Source organism: Candidatus Marsarchaeota archaeon, assembly GCA_023473665.1.
Classification (GTDB): Archaea; Micrarchaeota; Micrarchaeia; order Micrarchaeales; family Micrarchaeaceae; genus JAMCYM01.
This window is the reverse complement of the sequence record JAMCYM010000003.1, coordinates 50,562-68,291: the sequence shown is the minus strand read 5'-3', so window position 1 is coordinate 68,291 and position 17,730 is coordinate 50,562. Positions and strand designations below refer to the sequence as shown.

17 protein-coding genes and 1 tRNA gene are annotated in these 17,730 nt (G+C 53.9%); 5 read left to right on the top strand and 13 right to left on the bottom strand.

All coding sequences use genetic code 11. From position 1 onward, the window contains the following. Positions 1–14 precede the first annotated feature (14 nt). Positions 15–1,055: a hypothetical protein gene (locus tag M1158_03080; protein ID MCL5100075.1), complete on the bottom strand. Its 1,041-nt coding sequence runs from the start codon at positions 1,053–1,055 to the stop codon at positions 15–17. 118 nt (positions 1,056–1,173) lie between these two features. Here M1158_03080 and M1158_03075 point away from each other — a divergent pair, with 118 nt between their 5' ends. Beyond that, positions 1,174–1,344, top strand: a complete 171-nt coding sequence (locus M1158_03075; GenBank protein MCL5100074.1) for a hypothetical protein — start codon at positions 1,174–1,176, stop codon at positions 1,342–1,344. On the opposite strand, the gene M1158_03070 is transcribed toward M1158_03075, so the two are convergent. From M1158_03070 to M1158_03055, 4 genes are read right to left on the bottom strand one after another with little or no spacing between them, the layout of a single operon-like run. After that, positions 1,322–2,779: a hypothetical protein gene (locus tag M1158_03070; protein MCL5100073.1), complete on the bottom strand. Its 1,458-nt coding sequence runs from the start codon at positions 2,777–2,779 to the stop codon at positions 1,322–1,324. The two genes, M1158_03075 and M1158_03070, sit on opposite strands and share 23 nt — an antisense overlap. Before the next feature lie 21 nt (positions 2,780–2,800). Continuing rightward, positions 2,801–3,904: a hypothetical protein gene (locus M1158_03065; protein MCL5100072.1), complete on the bottom strand. Its 1,104-nt coding sequence runs from the start codon at positions 3,902–3,904 to the stop codon at positions 2,801–2,803. 1 nt (position 3,905) lies between these two features. After that, complete coding sequence (locus M1158_03060; GenBank protein MCL5100071.1) at positions 3,906–4,406, bottom strand: hypothetical protein; 501 nt, start codon at positions 4,404–4,406, stop codon at positions 3,906–3,908. After that, positions 4,406–5,440: a DUF929 family protein gene (locus tag M1158_03055; GenBank protein ID MCL5100070.1), complete on the bottom strand. Its 1,035-nt coding sequence runs from the start codon at positions 5,438–5,440 to the stop codon at positions 4,406–4,408. The genes M1158_03060 and M1158_03055 overlap by 1 nt, the downstream gene beginning before the upstream one ends. Positions 5,441–5,544: 104 nt before the next feature. On the opposite strand from M1158_03055, the gene M1158_03050 reads away from it, so the two are divergent. Then, positions 5,545–6,348 (top strand): TatD family hydrolase, encoded by an 804-nt coding sequence (locus M1158_03050; protein MCL5100069.1) that lies wholly within the window; start codon positions 5,545–5,547, stop codon positions 6,346–6,348. Next, positions 6,348–6,461 (top strand) — tRNA-Arg (locus tag M1158_03045). Before M1158_03050 ends, M1158_03045 begins: the two co-directional genes overlap by 1 nt. A 484-nt stretch (positions 6,462–6,945) precedes the next feature. On the opposite strand, the gene M1158_03040 is transcribed toward M1158_03045, so the two are convergent. Then, complete coding sequence (locus M1158_03040; GenBank protein ID MCL5100068.1) at positions 6,946–8,052, bottom strand: 50S ribosome-binding GTPase; 1,107 nt, start codon at positions 8,050–8,052, stop codon at positions 6,946–6,948. Positions 8,053–8,304: 252 nt separating this feature from the next. After that, positions 8,305–9,603 (bottom strand): signal recognition particle receptor subunit alpha, encoded by a 1,299-nt coding sequence (locus tag M1158_03035; GenBank protein ID MCL5100067.1) that lies wholly within the window; start codon positions 9,601–9,603, stop codon positions 8,305–8,307. A gap of 93 nt (positions 9,604–9,696) precedes the next feature. Between M1158_03035 and M1158_03030 the strand changes: the two genes are divergently transcribed. Next, positions 9,697–10,818, top strand: coding sequence for a glycosyltransferase (locus M1158_03030; GenBank protein ID MCL5100066.1), 1,122 nt, complete (start codon positions 9,697–9,699; stop codon positions 10,816–10,818). A gap of 3 nt (positions 10,819–10,821) precedes the next feature. Here M1158_03030 and M1158_03025 read toward each other — a convergent pair whose 3' ends face one another. Next, on the bottom strand, positions 10,822–11,073 hold the full coding sequence (locus M1158_03025) for a hypothetical protein (GenBank protein MCL5100065.1): 252 nt from the start codon (positions 11,071–11,073) through the stop codon (positions 10,822–10,824). Between the two features lie 172 nt (positions 11,074–11,245). Here M1158_03025 and M1158_03020 point away from each other — a divergent pair, with 172 nt between their 5' ends. Then, complete coding sequence (locus tag M1158_03020) at positions 11,246–12,352, top strand: NAD(P)/FAD-dependent oxidoreductase (protein MCL5100064.1); 1,107 nt, start codon at positions 11,246–11,248, stop codon at positions 12,350–12,352. 4 nt (positions 12,353–12,356) lie between these two features. Here the strand turns inward: M1158_03020 and M1158_03015 are convergent, their stop codons facing one another. Genes M1158_03015 through M1158_02995 form a run of 5 tightly spaced genes read right to left on the bottom strand, consistent with a single transcriptional unit; the run spans position 12,357 to position 17,724 of the window. Next, entirely contained in the window at positions 12,357–13,763 is a 1,407-nt protein-coding gene (locus tag M1158_03015; protein MCL5100063.1) for an NADH-quinone oxidoreductase subunit N, read from the bottom strand. Positions 13,764–13,771: 8 nt separating this feature from the next. Further along, a complete protein-coding gene (locus M1158_03010) occupies positions 13,772–15,178 on the bottom strand; it encodes an NADH-quinone oxidoreductase subunit M (GenBank protein ID MCL5100062.1) in 1,407 nt (468 codons plus the stop codon). Next, positions 15,178–16,950: an NADH-quinone oxidoreductase subunit L gene (locus M1158_03005; GenBank protein MCL5100061.1), complete on the bottom strand. Its 1,773-nt coding sequence runs from the start codon at positions 16,948–16,950 to the stop codon at positions 15,178–15,180. Before M1158_03005 ends, M1158_03010 begins: the two co-directional genes overlap by 1 nt. 1 nt (position 16,951) lies before the next feature. Continuing rightward, positions 16,952–17,251: a hypothetical protein gene (locus M1158_03000; GenBank protein MCL5100060.1), complete on the bottom strand. Its 300-nt coding sequence runs from the start codon at positions 17,249–17,251 to the stop codon at positions 16,952–16,954. Beyond that, the gene (locus M1158_02995; protein ID MCL5100059.1) at positions 17,248–17,724 is read right to left on the bottom strand and encodes an NADH-quinone oxidoreductase subunit J; all 477 of its coding nucleotides are present in this window, start codon (positions 17,722–17,724) and stop codon (positions 17,248–17,250) included. The genes M1158_03000 and M1158_02995 overlap by 4 nt, the downstream gene beginning before the upstream one ends. Between the last annotated feature and the right edge of the window lie 6 nt (positions 17,725–17,730).

Here is a 17,730-nt window from a genome sequence, read left to right as displayed (position 1 = left end):
CATGGCGTCGTGCCTCACGAAGAGTAGTTGACAGCAACGCCCGGCGTTGAGCTGGGCTGCGGCTGCAGCGAGAAGTCGCCTATGGCTATGTAATTATGCTGCTTGAGCGTATCAGCCACTATGCGCACCTGGACTACCTTGCCAGCCACGCTGATCATTGGTATGGTTGCGTTCCTGAACGTATATGACGAAGTGGCGCCGAAAGCTGTGGCATTGTATGTGTTGTAATGCGCTACTATCACTGGCGTGCCGTTAAGCAGTATCTCTACATAAAGGCTATCGTCTTGGGGGCTTACCAGCCTGAAATCCAGGAACGGTTCATCAACTATGAACGGGCTCGAGGTTAGGTTGCCTGGAGCATTGCTCAGCCCGCAGTTGAACGTTGTGGCGAAGAAAGTGCCGTTGTAGCCTGTCCACGGGGCACCTATGTAGCAGCGCTCGGCATTGGCCTTCGTTATGTTCATAGGGCCGTCGGCGAAGCCCTTGCCCGTCATGTTCCAGCCTGTGAAATCGCCTGTGACGAAGTCGCCATTGTAGACCTGCGTATATTCCTGGAGAGGCGGCGGAGCAACGCTGGTATTCAGCTTTATCGATGAATACGAATTGCATGTGCCGCCGGATGGGCCCGACTCTAGGATTATGTTGTAGTTCTGGGCCTTCGCATCGAAACTCTTGAAGAACGTTGTGCAGCTGTAGACGTCATGGCTTACGGTCGAGTTGACGTACGTGACATTGTTGGCGCCGCGTATCTCGAAGTGGATCAACGAGCTCATGCCGCTCGCAACCCATATGCCCAATGCGCCGCCTGTCCACCTGCACGATACCTGCGCGATTGAGTTCGGCGCGCTGAGAGATAGATAGGTGCCGTTGCAGCTGTTCAGATACTGTATTGTTGTCGTGGAGGTGGAAGACACGTTGTGATTTTGGGGTATGGTGCTCGTCGTGACTGAGCTTAGCGGATTGATGGAGAAGCCGCGGAAGCCATCGGTGCTGATATAGCCTATGATCACGACTATCGCCAAGACTATTATGTATGCTATGATCCCTTTGTGCATCGCTTCACCGACCATCAGGGTATTTAATGATTGGTAGACAATACGTTTTCAGATTTAAATACCTGAGCGTGCGTCAACGCAGCATTTAGGTGAAATGTTTGGGAAGCATACCTAGAAAATGGAAGAAAAAGGGAAGGATGCGCTGGAAATGGAAGAAGAAGCGCAGGAAACGCCTAAAGAGGGCGCAAAAGCGCAGAGTGGGACAGCTCTGAGCCCTAGTTGTACGGCAGAAGGCACATTTGGTTATTTCGGGCAGAGCTGGCGCTCTATTGCTTCGCTATCTTGTTGAGCACCGGATACGTCTCGTAGAGATTCTGCTGCTCGAGCTGCTGGTAGAGCATGTAGATTATGCCGACAGTGAGCAATATGCCCATGCCGGTGCCTATGGCGCCGGTTATCTCTGCAAGCGCTGCAAGTAGGCCAACGAAGATGCTGCCCAGCACAGTGACGGTTGGTATGTACTTGTTGAGCACGCTCTCGACTATGCGTGGGTCGCGCCTAAAGCCTGGGATCTGCCAGCCGGTGTCGCCCAGCTGTTCCGCGAGGTTCTTGGGACTCTGACCCGTCATCTCTATCCAGAACTTGCCGAAAATTACGCAGAGGCCTATCAGCACCAACGTGTAGATTATCACATGGATCCATTCCGGCACCAGAACCATGCCGCCCCATGGAAGGAAGAGCTCGCTGACATGCGTTGCCAGGTAGCTGAAGTAGGGGCCGTAGCCGCCTATGCCGCCGTATGCTGCCGAATACGGGAGCGGGAAGGAGGGCGATATAAGGTATATTACCCCGCCGGCGAGCTGCGGGCCTGACGACGACGCCTGGTAATAAGCGAAGAACCTGGCAAGGTTGGCGAGATGCCCGGTGACGCCAGACAGGAACCTGAACCATACGGTGAAGCTGAGCTCCAGCGATGATGCCAGGATGACCGGCAGAACGCTTACATACAGGAAAGGTATAGGCAAACGGCCGCCGACGCCACGCAGCTGCTCGAAGCTCAACGGCAGCTCTATCTTCATCTCATAGGCGTATATGCTCACCAGGAATATGATTATGGCGAAGAAGAGCGGGCCGAAGGCCAGCAGGGCGTTCGATAGCGCTGCAGCGCCGCCAGCTGTTATGGCTGCAGCTGCCTCCGGGAACAGTATTCCTACGGTTCCTGCAACTATGGCGAAAGAGACGCCAGCAGCTATGAACACGTTTATGCCCGAAGTTATCCCGTATTTTGTCATTGTTTCGTCAAGGAATATTATGGTGAATGCCCCGAAGATCAGCTGCAGCACCACTATAGGTATGATGCTGTGGCTTGCTACAGGCACGTAGCCGCTTATCACGAAGACTATGGCCTCGACTACGGCTATGCCCATGGCGAACATCTTCTGCATCGCCTGGAAGCGGCTCTTCACCACGGGATCATTCATGTCAAGATGGATTATGCCGGAGCCGTTGACAAGCTGCAGTATTATGCTCGCCAAGACTATCGGCCCTATGCCGACGGTTATGAGGCTGCCTATCCTGGCCGCGAATATTATGCTTATGAGCTGGAGCACGGGCTGCGACACAGCCTGCTGGTTGACTCCTATCGCATAGATGTTATAGAGCAGGAAATAGACTGCCAGTATGCCGGCAGTCCAGTACATCTTCTCCCTGAGCGAAAGAGGGTTCTTCGGGCCTTTTATCGTAGGGATTAAGCGCCCTATCTTGTCCATGAATTCTAGTGCCATGAAAACCAGCCAGGTTGGACTTCAGTGGGTCCGCGGCTCAGGCCGCCGGGCTAACGTTATTGTATAGGGATTGTTCTTATTACTTTCTGTGGCGACGGCGCCGACCGCAGATTTGCCAAGTATACCGTCAAGGAATGCGACCGATATCTCAACCCACCCGTGCCTGGCTGTCGACCTGCTGAACGACAGCTTTATCCCCAGCTTGCGCATGTCTCCAATAGATGGGGTGCCCAATCCGAGCGTGCTCATAGCATTTGAAACGTACTTGGCCTTGCCAAGCTTACTGCCCTGCATCGAGTCGAACCCGGTCCTCAACGAGGAGCCCATGTATTCCATCAGGCCCTTCAGCGTATCCATGCTGACGTTGTCTAGCACCATTGATGAGACCAGCGCATGGTAGCTCTGTGAGAACGCGCCACCTTGGCTAGCACCGCGGCTTGCTATATCTTGCATGTGGCCAACGAACCGGCTTATTGAGTCACGGCTCATTGACATGCGAGTTGCAGATGTAGAGGTGGTGAATGTGCATTCGCGCGCGCCTGCGTTGCGGCACTCTTGCTCGGCCACGCTTATGTATGCGTGCTTGGCCGCGCTCAGAAAGCCGGCGATTATGCCAGCCTCGAACGTATGTATGCGTGCCCCAAGGTATACGCCTGCGCCATGAAGCCTGAACACAAACTGGTCGGGGAATATGCTGTATGTAACGCGGTAACCTGCGCGCTCAAGGAATTCAACAAGATACGGCGCATACTCGCCATACGTTGGCCGCGGATGCGCCTCCAGCTCGATTTCGTACAGCGTGCTGCCTACCGAGAGGCCAGACCTGTAAGCTAGGGTTGACGAAGATGGCGTTAGGTTTAACAGCAGATGGTTCAGCAGAAGGGCCTCTTCTGGCACCCTGTTCTTGCCGGGCCCTGCGCCGAGCGCTATGTCATATACGAGCGCGCTGTTGTAAGATGCGCGCCGATAAGCTGACAACTGCGATTCTGGCCTTTTTAGGATGCGCCTGTGACGAGCTGCACTCTGAGACGCCTGCCTTCCCATTGGCTTTTTTGATCGGCGTGTCTGAGCAGCCATGGTGCCGGGCTTTATCGAATGCTTGGTATGCGTCCTTCGCAACGTCATATCATCGCCTTTTTCGCCTGCTTGTAGGCAGGCTGCACTCTGGCCTCGAGAGCTTGTACAGGTAGTATGATATTATCGCTGCATTTATAAAAAGCAGGGCCAGGAGCAAAGGCAGCTCATAGTCCGATATGAAGACGTCGGCCCCCAGCGCATTGGCGCTGCCCACGAAGAGAGAAAACACGCTGAAGAGTATTGGCGCCTGGCAGCCGCATCCAAGAAACAGGCCACCGCCGATGGCCGTGAACGTACCTGAGAGGCTAGCTGAATACTTGGCGGCATTGCGCCTGGTGTTTTGTATTGAGTAGACTGACAGTGTAAGCAGTACAGACGCGGTTGCCAGCACTGCATAGAACAGCACGTTCGAGTACGGGGCGAAGATCACAACGCCGCTGCTGAACTTCGCTATGCTTGTGGCTGCAAGGTAATACACGGCGAATGCCGCAACGTTCAGCGCGACGTATTTCGGGCTGTATACCTTCCTAAGCAGTTCATAGAGACGCATCACGCTGCACCCGCATCGGCCTCAAGCTGCTTTATGGCAGGAAGAGAGCAGATGCTTGCCGTGTTGTTTATCGCAGGGCACAGGTATGCTATGTACACGTCTGCAGCTGCATACTCGCCCCACGCAAATCTGTCATTGAAGTTCTTGAACTGGCTGAGCACCTGCTCGTGCGTCATGTAGGTAAGTGGCAGAGTAGTACCGCTCGGCGTGGTGTTCCCGAACACGACACCGTCAGCTCCGGGCGACAGCACATTGCCCCACAGGGTGAATGGTGTGCCCTCGAACTTGTTGGTGCTGTTCATGAACGACATAGCTGCCAAATAAGTTGAGTTGGGTGCAAGCGATACGAAATAGCTTAGCGGCTGCACCTGGAAGCCCTCCACTATTGGCGATTCGTAGTCGGCGGAGAAGAAGTTTATGTAGTTGCTGTGATAGCCATTGCCATAGCCGACGCCAGATGGAGTTGTGTAATTGTCATTTGTCCAGTAGAGTGTCGGAACGTCCTCGTCGCCGAAGCTGCTGTAGCCCTTATACAGTTTAGTGAAGCTCCCAAACTGGCCGAGCGCAAGCGCCATGGCCCACCTGTTCTCACCGCAGTATATGCATGATATGGCGCCAATGTATATAACGCTGGGCTTGCCGCCATATGTGAATTGCTGCGTCTTGTATGTAGAGTTCGCAGTTGGGACTTGCACTAGGTCAGAAATGCTGCCATTGAGCAGCATAGCGCCAGCAGTCTCGAAGTATGACTGCGGCGCATTGTTTATGACGGCCAGCTCGCTCGAGTTGAGAGGCTGGTCTATGTTCGTAAGCCTGCTGCCGAATTGGGTGAATTGCGCTGAAAAGCTGGATGAATGACCCGTGCCGTTCTGTAGGGACAGAACCTCGACAGCCAGTGCGTTGACCTTGCCCTGCGTGGTGTAGAAAGCGTAAACGTTGAACGCTATTCCTGCTATAACTATTATGAACAGCGCAGTAAGCATGCGATCCTGCTTCCTGACCAGCGCCCTTTCACGGCTTTGAACGCTCTCCATTGCAACACCATAGATGCGGAACGCCGTCTCGGCAATGCCGCAGTTACTCTTTGCCCAATAAAGGGCTATATATATTGCGGGACAACGCTTTACGTGTGACGGGAATGGTAGAGGCGCTCAGGTCAAGGGAACTCCTTGTCAACAGGCTGGAAGTGCGGAGAAGCAGGCCAGAACTGGCGGATGCCCATTGTCATATAGAGAGCCTCAGTTCTGAGACGCTCAGGGAGAGCATAGATTATGGTGTAAAGGTGATAGTCGCTAACGGCGTTGACCTGGCCTCGAACATCAAGACGCTTGCTGTGAGCGACGGAATAAACGTATTTGCGGCCGTAGGCGTGCATCCAGAGTACGCTGGCGCAATAAGCGATGCGGAGTTGGAAAAGAACATGCAGCTTGCAAGGGACAATCGTGGCTCAATAGTGGCGATAGGCGAGATAGGCATAGATAAGAAGTTCGCGACCGATGGGCGCATGCTGGAAAGGCAAAAACTCGTATTCGAAAGGCTTGTAGACCTGGCAATAGAATTGGGGCTTCCGGTTTGCATCCACACTAGGAATGCGTTGGTAGAGGCGCTCGATATACTAGAGCAGAAGGGCGCGAAAATGGTGCAGCTTCATTTCTTCGAGGGCGATGCCGAACAGGCAAGGCGCGCTGCCGGCCTGGGCTACATGGTCTCGATCCCGCCTATGGAGTCGTCGAAAAGGAAGCGCGCGATAAAGGCAGTGCCAATGCAGAACTTGCTTGCAGAGACGGACTCGCCCGTAAACAATGCGGTGCCGAAAGACGTGGAAAAATCCATAGCCATCATAGCCAATGTAAAGGGGATCGGATTCGACGAGGCAGCAACCGCGCTGATGCAGAATACTAGAAGATTCTTTAATATTAGGATGTCAAACCTTATGCGTTAGGGCCCGTAGCTCAGCTTGGACAGAGCAGCAGCCTTCTAAGAAGCTTCCATCTAAGAAGTTTCATCAGGTATGAAGAAAGCTGACGGTCGCGGGTTCAAATCCCGTCGGGCCCGCTCTTCTCGTGCAGCGCACGGCCACCCCGCTTGTCCTGCTTGTCTGTGCGCGCGTTTGGGAACTGCACAGAGAGGTCGTCAATGACCTGCGACTCCATCCATGCCTTTATGTACGATGCTATGTTGCGCAGCGGCCTGCTGAACCTGTCCGTGAGCTCATACGCCGTGCCCTCATGGCTTAGGAGGCCCAGCTGCACGGCGTAATCCAGATAGCGCTTAGCGGTAGCAAGTGGTATAGTCCCAGGCACGTCCTTCAGCCTGAGCTTCTTCAGCTTCTTTACCTCAAGGAGCAGCGCGGCGAACCGGTATGCCTCTGTTTCGTTATCGAAGAAAATCTTGGCTACGTCCCTCACATTGGCGCCCTTCAGCTTTTCCTTAAGGGGCGCATCCTCGAATTCCCAGTACTTGATGGACATGATCACTCGCCAGTCATATTTCGCTCGTTTCGTTTAATAGTTTATCTTTTTCTCTGCCATGAAACGCTTTACGTCTTCCGTATAAACGTGATGACATCGCCATCCGCAAGCACATGCTTGGCGCCGACGCGCTGGTTGGAGAACTTGACGCTGCTTCCCTCTATATACGCGCACTTCATCTCGTCCAAGATGTCAGTATGGACGCGCCTAGCCAGCTCACCGACCGTGAAGCCTGACCTTACGGTTATCGGGGAACTCTCCTTGTCGAGCCGAGGCTTCAGGTATACCCTGATCAGCCCGGAATTCGAGTATATGCTTGCCAGCAAAGGGGCCAGCGTGCTGGAATCTATGGCGCTGACAGGCACAACTTCTATCCCATGGCGTCGTGACAGTTCCTGAGCGATGGCCTTGTAACCTGCATTCGTATCTATCTTGTTCATGGCCACTATGGCCCTCTTGTAGCATGACTTGCCCGCAAGCAGGGATATAAGCTCGTCCTCGCCGATTGCATCCCATATGCGTATCGTTGCGTTATACACCCCGAAACCTGCAAATATTGCGCGAAGCGTGTCATCCTGCAGGCCGGAGCGGTTGACCTCGAACCTGAGGCCGGAATACGACGACGATTCGTTAATCTGCACCTCCGGCTTACGCTTGTTCACGTAAACAGACAGCTCCGACAGCTCGTCCATCAGCACATCGAGCTGGGCAGTGTTGTTGACTTCGACCACGAACACCAGCAGGTCTGCCACGCGTATCTGCGCGGTTATGCTAGCCGCGTCTCCCAGCCCGGTATGGGCATTCTCTATCAAGCCGGGCATGTCGAGCACCTGTATGTGCGCATCACGGTAGACCATGGTGCCGGGTATTATGCCTGTCGTTGTGAATGCGTATGGCGCAGTCTTCGAGTTTGCCTTAGTAAGCGCATTTAGCAGGGACGATTTGCCGGTGCTGGGGAACCCGACAAGCGCTACTGTCGCGTCTCCGCCCTTCTTTACGAAGAACCCCTTCCCTTTGGCCTTTTTGCTGGCTTTTACTATCTCGCGCCTGGTTTCCGCTATCTTCGCCCTGAGTTTCGCAAGATGCTTGTTTGTCGCCTTATTGTCCTTCGTCTTTGAGAACTCGGATTCCAGCTCGACGAGCCTTGATTCCAAATTTTCTTTCTTGCCAGGCATTGAAATGCGACCATATCGTATACTTTGATAAAATATCATGTAGCAGAATACACTTGCTTTTACATTCTACGACTGCAATATGTATCTACATTTAAATAATTATTGTGACAACTTAAAAATGTTACTAAACGTGAGAAAAATGGCAAAGAAAGCAAAGAAGAAGTCACAAGGAAAGAAGAGAAAAAGATAAGCATTTGATTGTTTTGCTTTTTCTTTTTCTCTTCCTCTTCTTTAATATCGTGTTCTGCTAATTTAGCCGCCCATCTTCGAGAAGAACCTCTTCATGTTGCGGTCGTTCTTTAGCATCTTGAACGAGCGCTTCATCTTGTTGAAGTCTGATATCAATTCGCGCACGTCCCTTTCCGTCATGCCGCTCCCTTTTGCTATGCGCGCCACTCTCCCCTGCTCGTGCAACAGATGCTCGTCGTTCCGCTCTGCCTTGGTCATGGAGCTTATTATTATCTTGTACTTGTTAAGCTTGCCCTCGCTCTGCTCGACGAGATCCTTAGGCATGTCAGGCGCGCCGAGCATGCCAAGGACGCTCTTCAGCGGACCCATCTTGTTCAGCGCTTTGAGCTGGGAATAGAAGGTATCGATGTTGAACTTCTCTATGTCAATCTCTTCCGGCTTTATGTTTGCCTCCTTTACCGCGCTCTGGACATGTTCCACGAGGCTCGCTATGTCTGGCACGCCGAGCAGCCCGCCTATGAACTTGTCGGCATCGAACGGCTCCAGGTCCTTTAGCTTCTCCCCTATGCCTATGAATAGCACGCGCGCGCTTGCCGCATTGGCGGCGCTCAGCGCGCCCCCGCCCTTGCCAGTGCCATCCATCCTGGTTATTATAACGCCATTTATTTTGACGGCGTTGTCAAACTCGCGGGCCTGCTTGCCCGCTACCTGGCCTATGTCGGCCCCTATGACAAGCATCTTGCTATCGGGCATGAATTCCGCGTTGACACGCTTCAACTCGCTTATAAGTGCCGGATCGAGCGCATTCCTGCCGCTCGTGTCGCATATCACAACCTGCTTGTCCTTGAGCGCTGCAAGGCCCTGTCGCGCGATCTTCGATGCGTCTTTCTCGCCCTTTATTCCAAAGAAAGCGACATTCGCCTGCTTGGCCAGCGTCTCGAGCTGCTCGTAGGCAGCAGGCCTGGAGACGTCGCAGCATATGAGCCCCGCGCTGAGCCCGCGCTCCTGATAGAAGCGCGCCAACTTTGCCGCGGTGGTCGTCTTACCGGAACCGTAAAGACCCATGAGCAGTATGCGTTGTTTCTTTATCTCGGGTTCGTAGGTGGGGCCCATCAGCGCGACCAGCTCGTCGTACACTATGTTTGTTATGTAATCCCGGGGCGCGAGCCCTGCCGGTGGCCTGCTCTTCAGCGCCTTCTCCTCTATGTTCTTAGTGAGCCTGAAGACCAGCGATACCTCTACGTCCGCGCTTAGCAGAGTCTTCTGGAGCTCCTTGTTGAACTCTCGTATGGTCTTCGCGTCTATGATTGTGGCGCGCGATATCTTCGCAAGGGCCTGCCTGAGCCCCTCTCCCAAGTCCATTTTGTGCCAACTCTTAGTAATTTACGGCGTTTATTTTCAAAGTATAAAGCACTTTGCCTTTTAATAGTATTAGGTGTTTCGCTGAAGCTCATCATGACACAGGCGAATCTTACGCTCAGGGGCGGCGCAGAGATGGTGGTGCTGAAGATAGCGCAGCACTACAAGGCCAGGATATACACTGCGGAATACAACAAGGAGGGCACATTTCCTGAGTTCGCAGACCTGGACGTAAAAGTGATTGGGAGAAAGGGATTGGCATTGCTCCCTTATGGTAGGGTGGTCCAGGGACTTAACTATGGCCTTTCGTTCTACAACCTCAAGCTAGAAGACGACTATGACGTTATAAACGCACACGTCGCACCGAGCCACTGGGTGAGGAACAACAACGAGCGCGTACTCTGGTACTGCCATACGCCTCTCAGAGACCTATACGACCTATACCAATTCAGGATGGCGATGAAGAAGCCTTACCAGCGGCCCCTCCACATGATAGGGCTTAACTTCGTGAGGCGCATTGACAGGAAAATGGTAAGCAAGATAGAGCTGATACTCGCCAACAGCAAGAACACTCGCAGCAGGATTCGCACCTATCTAGGTAGGGAGGCGAAGGTCCTCAATGGCGGTATTGAATACAAAGAATATGCAAACGGTAGCGATGAGAAGTATTTTCTTTATCCATCAAGGTTCTCGCCTAACAAGAGGCAGCTATTCGCCATAAAGGCATTCAAGGAATTCAGGCGGATGAGCAGGCCAGGTAATTACAAGCTTGTATTGGCGGGCGCTCTCTCTGGCGATCGGTTTTACAGCGATTACTATGCAAAGGTTGTGGAGGAAGCCAAGAAAATCAAGGGAATATCGGTGCTGCCAAACATAGATGACGACAAGCTGAAGAGGCTATTCTCACATGCTACTGCGGTGCTTTACCCACCGATAAATGAGGATTACGGGCTGACGCCATTGCAGGCGATGGCAAGCGGCAAGCCCGTAATAGCCGTGAACGAGGGCGGGCCAAAGGAAACCGTTGTTGACGGGAAGACTGGCTTCCTTGTAAACGACGAAAGGGAGATGGCAGCCAAGATGAGGTTCATTGCCGAGCATCCTAGCACTGCAGAGGAAATAGGCCGTGCAGGAATTGCAAGAGTCAGGGAGCATTACTCATGGGACAGGTTTTTTGAGACCTTCGACAAGGCCCTAAACAGAGTAAAGAAGATGTAGCGCTCATTTCGCCTTGCTGCCTTCCTTGGCCGGCGGATTGAGCGATATGACATACTTCGACATTATCTTGGCTGCATAGTCAAGCACGCGCCTTATGTCGGCTTCCGTGCTGGCCCCTGTGCATATCATCTTGCCGTTCTTGAACAGTATTATCACGGCCTTCGGCTCTGTCACCCTGAATATGGCACCGGGGAACTGCTCCGGCTCATAGTCAACGGCCTTCACCTCCTTCGAGAGCGTATAGAGGTCTATCACTGCGTGCAGGTCGGCGCTGACAACTATGTTCTGTATCTTTATCTTGGGATTCTCGAGGCTGCCTGCCTGAGGTTCCTTTTTCCCCTTCTTATCGGCCGTGCGAACACCAACAAATCAGTTATTAAGGTTTAGATGGAAAGCTTTAAATATCGATAATCGTGGAGCGACGGACATGAGGGTAGTTGTTGTTGGGGCAGGCATTATAGGGCTCATACTTGCGAAGGAACTGGCGCAGCGCGGCATCGACACTCACGTCTATGATGGAAAGCGCAGGGTCGAGGAGGGAGCAGACAAGGCGTCCGGCATCCTCTCAAGGAACGGGCTGGGGCGCATCGGCATCGATTACAGAAGCGCAATAGTGAACGAGCTGGACGGCGCGGTGCTGCATGCTGGAGGGGAAAGCCTGAAGGTCAAGGCGAGAAGCGTGCAGGCTTACGTCCTGGACCGCAGCAAGCTGGCGAGGAGATGCCTCGACGAGGCCAAGCATGCAGGTGCAAATATCACATTTGCCAACAGGCTCGGGGCAGATGAGCTGAAGAGACTGGCAAGCGACAGGAACAACATAATAGTGGGAGCTGATGGTGCGGTATCGGGAGTTGCAGCGGCTTTCGGCTTCCCGCCCATAAAAGAGTATGTGCTTACATACAAGGCAGAGTACAGCGGCGCCAATGTTGAGGACAGCCATTCGGTAGATCTCTTCTTCGCAAACAGACATGCGAGGAGGTTCTTCGGGTGGTCCGCGCCATATTCCGGCGATATGGTAGAGCTCGGCATAGGCACCAGCAGCATGTCGAAGAGAAGCAGCGCCAGCGCATTCGCAGATTTTGTGAAGGAGGACGAGGTTAAAGGCATAGTGGAAGGCGCGAGAATGGTTGCAGGCCATGCAAGCATCATACCGTTAGGGTCTAGGAGGGTCACCGTTAAGGGCAATGTCATGCTGGTCGGCGACGCTGCGGGCCAGGTCAAGGCGACGACCGGCGGCGGCATAATATTCGGAGCTTCGTGCGCCAAGGTAGCTGCAGAAGTGATAGGCAACCACATAGCGAGAGGCACAGCACTTACGTCTTATGAGAAGGAGTGGAGAAAGCAATATGGCATGGACCTGATGCTGCACTCCGCGCTTCACGGCTACTACTCCAACGCTGGTCCGAGGAGCCTCGCCATACTTATGCGTATGTCGAGACTTTTCGGCGCTGAGCAGTTCTTCAGCAGATACGGCGACATGGACAGCCCAAGCACAATGCTGAAGCGCTTTATCTTCAGGGGTCTGGCGAAATAGCCGTTCACAGCGCTAGCAGGCTGTGCATGACAGAATTCGTTATCGCCATGAGCGGCGCAGGATATATCCCGAAAGCGATTACCACGGCCAGCGTAACTATAACTACTGCCTTGACGCTCCGGTCCATGGCAAGCTTGCGCTCGTACCGCCTGTCGTATATCGCTGAGATGAGACGCCCGTAGTAGTAGATCGAAAGGAAGCTGTTGATTATCCCGATGAAAGCTAGGGCCACAAGGCCGGAGCTTATTGCACTCGAGAAGAGCAGGAACTTGCCCATGAAGCCCATAAGTGGCGGGATCCCGGCCATCGACAGCATAATTATTGTCAGCGCAATGCCTGCGAATCCGTTCCTCATGGCCAGGCCCTTGTAGTCCTCCACGCTTTTTATGTTGCGTTCTTCCAGCCAAAGCACTATTGCGAATGCCCCGATTATCATGAACATATGCGCCGCCATCTGGAATGCGCTCGATGACAGGCCGTACTGGCTTGCTGCCGCTATGCCAACCATTATGTAGCCTGCCTGTGATATTGACGAATAGGCGAACATGCGCTTAACGTTGCTCTGGACCATTGCGGTGAGATTGCCAAAGAACATCGTGAGCACGGAGAGCACGGCTATGCCTGCAATAAACGCGGGCCTGCTCACCATGAACACGGTAAAAAGTATCTCGATGAGCGCTACAATCGCTACGGTCTTGTTTATGCCAGCTATCAGTGCGGTGATGTTTCCCGGCGCGCCCTGGTACACGTCTGGCACCCAGAGATTGAATGGGAAGAGCGAGGCTTCTATGGCCAGGGCCGCTATGAAGAGCACCATTGACAGGAACACTACGTAGCTGCCACTTATTGCAGGATTCGCGGTGAGCATGCTCAGGCTCAGCTGCATGTCGTACGGGAATACCAGCGACACGGCAAAGGCGAGCACGGCAATGGCTATCGAGCTGAGCAGGAGCAGCTTCACAGCCGGCTCGAGGTCGCGCTTGCCTCCAATAGCAATCATGAGCGCAGTCGGGACTGCCGTGAGCTCGATGGCGATGATTATTGTAAGCAATGAATATGCCATTGGCAAGACGAAGATTCCGACGGCCGCGAAACCGAGCAGGGCCGATATCTCTATGAAGCGCGTGCTGTGGCCGTAGGATAGTGCGTTGGCCAGCTCCAGACCCACCGCGAATAGTGTGGTGAAGAACATCGAGAATGCGTATACGTGCAACAGGTCGAAGAGCACCAAATTCGCAGACATGGCAAATTCGTATGCTGCTAGTGCCGCGAGCGCCAGGAGAAATGCAGTAGACAGCCAGAAAGCCATTCCTTTCTTCCTGTGGAACTGCGCAGCCATGCCGGAAGCGACGAGCAGTGCCATCAGTACTACAATCGAGTATGCAGCCCATATCTGTGGTATGAATCCCATTCAAGCACCTATACTTTGACAAGCTGCAGCAGCACCGGTACGATGCCGAAAATGAATATCGATGAAAACAATACTGCATATGCCACATTCTGCGATGCGCCGATGCGCCATCTTGACGGGGTGAAGGTAGCTGTCGAGAGGAACGACCTCCTGACCGCATAGTACATGTATGCGCCCACAAGTATTATGCTGAGCAGCGGAACTATTCCAAGCACACCGAATGCGGTTATGGCTCCAATGAATATAAGCACGTCTGCTATGAATGTGGCAGTGAGCGGCATGCCTGTCGTCGCAAATATGCCGAGCAGGAAGGTGTACGCTGTGGGGCCGGCATTTTTCGCTATACCGCGCAGGGAGCGCATGTCAGTGTCGCCGAAAAGCTTCTGCACAGAGCCTGCCGCCAGGAAGAGCAGCGCGACTGCAAGCCCGTGCGCGAGCATCAGGTATGCAGAACCGTATGTCCCGAAGTAGTTCAGCGCGCTTATGCCTGCGAGTATTATTGAGCCTTCAAGCATGCTTGTGTAGCCGACCATGCGCTTTATGTCTGACTGGTGCATGGCTGCGAACGCAGCGTAGAATGCTGATATGGAGGCGAGGGCGAAAACATATCCAGACACCTTCGATGCAATAGGGAGCATTGAGAAGAGCACCAGCATTCCATATGCGCCGAACTTGGAGAGGACGCCGCTCAGCAGCATCGAGCCCTGGGTCGAGGCCTCTGCATAGGCATTGGGCATCCACGAATGCAACGGAAAAACGGGCATCTTGACGATGAATGCTATGAACATCGGAAGGAATATGAGCTCCTGCAGCGCGACAGGTATGGAGCCGGCCGCAGCTTCTATGCCTGATATGCTGAACGTGTGCACCGGGGTGTAGAAGTATATCAGCAGTATCCCAAGGAGCAGCATGGCGCTTGCGAATATGGAATATACAAGGTAGGCGTTAGCGGCGACGCGCTTCATGGCGCCGCCCAGCGAATATATCATGAAGAAGCCCGCAATTACGCCTATGTCCCAGAAGATGTAGAACAGGAAGAAGTTGGCAGACGCAAACAGGCCTATGGCAGAAAGCTCGAACAGCATGACCAGGGCGTTCGATGCCTTCACGTTCTCTGCTTCTACATTGCCGCCGATGACGGCCGCGAATGCCACTATGGAGGCCATCGTTATCAGCATCAGCTGCACCGCCCCGGCCTGGAGGCTGAACGATATCCCGAATGCGCTTATGTAAGGCAGTGATCCGCTGAACGCTGCGCCATACTCGAGCGCAGTTATCAGCATGAGCGCGACCATTATCAGGACAGCGAGAGTCGCAGCGATCGCTATGCCGCGTGAGGCGCGCTTCCCGAAAGGCAGCGTTGCCAGCACTCCTGCCAGAAGCGTGCCAAGCATCACGAACAGGTATGGGAACATCAGACCACCATCACTACGACCAGCAGCATTATGCCGATGAGAGCTGCAACTAGATACATGTTGGGCTGGCCGGTCACTATGCGCCGCAACTGCCTGCCAGAATATACTACGCCGTTGCCGCCCGAAAGCGCTGCCTCATACAACCCATTGTCGATCGAGTCGATTCCTGCGCCGATCGCATAGAAGAACCTGGCTATGAGCTGGTAGGCCTTGTTGACGAGCAGGCTATTGTAGAGCGCGCTGACCGCCATCCTGTGGCGCGAAGGCGCGAATGGCTTGACGTTCCTGAACAGCACATATGCTATCGCTATGCCAGCAACCGCCACGCCGCTCTCAATGGCCGCATCTAGCACGCCTATGTCGGATAGATGCTGCGACAGATAGCCCGGAAGATATAGGTAAAGCACTGAGACCGCAACCACCATAACCGCGAGAATTGCGGGCGCCGCGAGCATGGATCTCGGAATATGCGCGTATTTGCCTGAGAGGCGCACCTCCTCACCTTCCGGCGCCTTGCGCATCGGCACGATGAGCCACCTGAATATGTAGATGCTGCTGGCGAACCCTATCACCATGAGCACGGCATACACGAGCGCATTGACTGCGAGCGACGCTGTGCCTATGGCCGCCTTGCCGAAGAAGCCGCTTAACGGGGCTATGCCTGCCAGCGAGAGCGCACCGATTATCGATGCCGCAGCAATGATTTTTCGCTTCGACGCCCCGTAGAGGTCGTATATGTTTGTCGTTTCATTGTTGGCGCGCATTATCGAGCCTGCGCTCATGAACAGCAATGCCTTGTAGAACGCCTGCACAACGAAGAACAGCATGGCTGCTGCAAGTGCGTTCAGGCCGAGGGCCACGAACATCAGGCCTATGTCCTCTATGGTGGAATAGGCGGGTATGCGCTTCACGTGCCTTTCGGCCAGCGCGTTCGATGCACCGAGCAGCGCGGAGACAAGCCCGACGACGAGCATGACCCTTAGCAGGCCGGCCTTGGCAAACAGGGGCAAAAGCACAGCCGCAAGGAACACGCCCGCCTTGACCATGGTGGACGAATGGAGGAAGGCTGAAACCGGAGTTGGGCCTTCCATGGCGTCAGGCAGCCATTCGTGGAACGGGAATTGCGCCGATTTTGTGAAAATGGCTACGAGCAGAAGCGCCATCGCGACAGTCAGGGAGCTGCTGTATGGCGCAGCAAGTATGGCGTTGAAGCTCATCGTATGGTAAGTGCTGAATATCAATAGGATTGCAGAGAGCATCAGCACATCGCCTATTATTATGGTAGTTATAGCTTTGCGCGCGGCTTCGGCCGCGCGGCCCTTGTAGTACCAGAAGCCTATGAGCAGGTAGCTCGTTATTCCTAGCATCTCCCACGCCAGGAACATAGTTATGAGGTTGCCAGCGATGGCAAAAAGCATCATTGCAGCTGCAAACACGCTGATCTCGAAGTAAAAGCGGCCCTGCTCCGTGGGCACGTCCATGAAACCTATCGAGTACAGGAATATCAGCGGTGTTATAACGCCGACCAGGAGAAGCAGCAGCATGTTCAGGCTGTACGTCTCCAGCACTATCGGGAACGAGTACTGGCCTATGCCAAACCATGGTATTGAGTATGTGCCTGCGCTTCCGTACACAAATGCATACGTGATGATTGCCAGGGCCGCAAGGCTGCCAGCCAATGCTATGTACCTGGGCGCAAGCACATGCCTGCGGGAGAGCAGCGCGGCTATCCCGGCGATGACGAGCACGACCACTGCATATATCGCTATCATGTCAATCCTTCAGCTCGGAGAGCTTGCTCACGTCGAGGCTCATCTCATTCCTGGCCATGTACTTGTAGAAAACGATTATCAGTATGGCCTCAACAGCGGCAACCGACCACACCGTGAAAAGCAGCGGCACTATGGCGCCGTTTGCAGACAGATAGAAGAACGCCGTGGCAACGAGGGTGCTGGCTACGAGCGCCACCTCTATCGACATCATCATTACCACCAGATGGCGGCTCGTGGCCATTCCAGCCATGCCGATGGCGAAAAGCGCGAAGCCGAGCATTATGAACTCAATCGGTATCATTTCCTCTCGCCTATTTTCTTGAACAGCAGTATGGAGCCCAGCGCTACAGCGAACGTCATGAACGTGAGAAGGTAGAATATCCCTATATACTGGCTGACCTCTGCACCGGCGCCCGCCACAGTTGCAACGTTGGACTGCGTGCTTTGGAACGACATGCCGGAAAGTGGATATGCCATCACAGCAAAGAGCACAGCAGCGAGAAGCACCATGACTGCCGGGCGGCCGTGCCTGAACATGGAGAAGCTCGACGATGCCACCCCTATTATCATGTAGGTAGATATGCCCCCGATGAGTATGAAGAGCTGTATGACCGCGAGCAGGGGCTGTTCAAGCAGCAGGAACATGACGGAGTTCAGGAAGAACAGAACGGCGAGGGCGAGGCTCGAGTGCAGCAAATCCCTTGACATCACGATTAGCGCAATAGCAACGAACTCTATTACCGAAATCAGGAGGAACAGTGGCGTAGGCAGCATTGTACC

Bases quoted from the DNA above. Each gene is read 5' to 3' on its own strand.
- M1158_03060 (MCL5100071.1), bottom strand. From the start codon at position 4,406: ATGCGTCTCTATGAACTGCTTAGGAAGGTATACAGCCCGAAATACGTC.
- M1158_03010 (MCL5100062.1), bottom strand. From the start codon at position 15,178: ATGTTCCCATACCTGTTCGTGATGCTTGGCACGCTTCTGGCAGGAGTG.
- M1158_03015 (MCL5100063.1), bottom strand. From the start codon at position 13,763: ATGGGATTCATACCACAGATATGGGCTGCATACTCGATTGTAGTACTG.
- M1158_03035 (MCL5100067.1), bottom strand. From the start codon at position 9,603: ATGGACTTGGGAGAGGGGCTCAGGCAGGCCCTTGCGAAGATATCGCGC.
- M1158_03030 (MCL5100066.1), top strand. From the start codon at position 9,697: ATGACACAGGCGAATCTTACGCTCAGGGGCGGCGCAGAGATGGTGGTG.
- M1158_03055 (MCL5100070.1), bottom strand. From the start codon at position 5,440: ATGGAGAGCGTTCAAAGCCGTGAAAGGGCGCTGGTCAGGAAGCAGGAT.
- M1158_03040 (MCL5100068.1), bottom strand. From the start codon at position 8,052: ATGCCTGGCAAGAAAGAAAATTTGGAATCAAGGCTCGTCGAGCTGGAA.
- M1158_03020 (MCL5100064.1), top strand. From the start codon at position 11,246: ATGAGGGTAGTTGTTGTTGGGGCAGGCATTATAGGGCTCATACTTGCG.
- M1158_03075 (MCL5100074.1), top strand. From the start codon at position 1,174: ATGGAAGAAAAAGGGAAGGATGCGCTGGAAATGGAAGAAGAAGCGCAG.
- M1158_03080 (MCL5100075.1), bottom strand. From the start codon at position 1,055: ATGCACAAAGGGATCATAGCATACATAATAGTCTTGGCGATAGTCGTG.
- M1158_03005 (MCL5100061.1), bottom strand. From the start codon at position 16,950: ATGATAGCGATATATGCAGTGGTCGTGCTCGTCATCGCCGGGATAGCC.
- M1158_03000 (MCL5100060.1), bottom strand. From the start codon at position 17,251: ATGATACCGATTGAGTTCATAATGCTCGGCTTCGCGCTTTTCGCCATC.
- M1158_03070 (MCL5100073.1), bottom strand. From the start codon at position 2,779: ATGGCACTAGAATTCATGGACAAGATAGGGCGCTTAATCCCTACGATA.
- M1158_03065 (MCL5100072.1), bottom strand. From the start codon at position 3,904: ATGACGTTGCGAAGGACGCATACCAAGCATTCGATAAAGCCCGGCACC.
- M1158_02995 (MCL5100059.1), bottom strand. From the start codon at position 17,724: ATGCTGCCTACGCCACTGTTCCTCCTGATTTCGGTAATAGAGTTCGTT.
- M1158_03050 (MCL5100069.1), top strand. From the start codon at position 5,545: ATGGTAGAGGCGCTCAGGTCAAGGGAACTCCTTGTCAACAGGCTGGAA.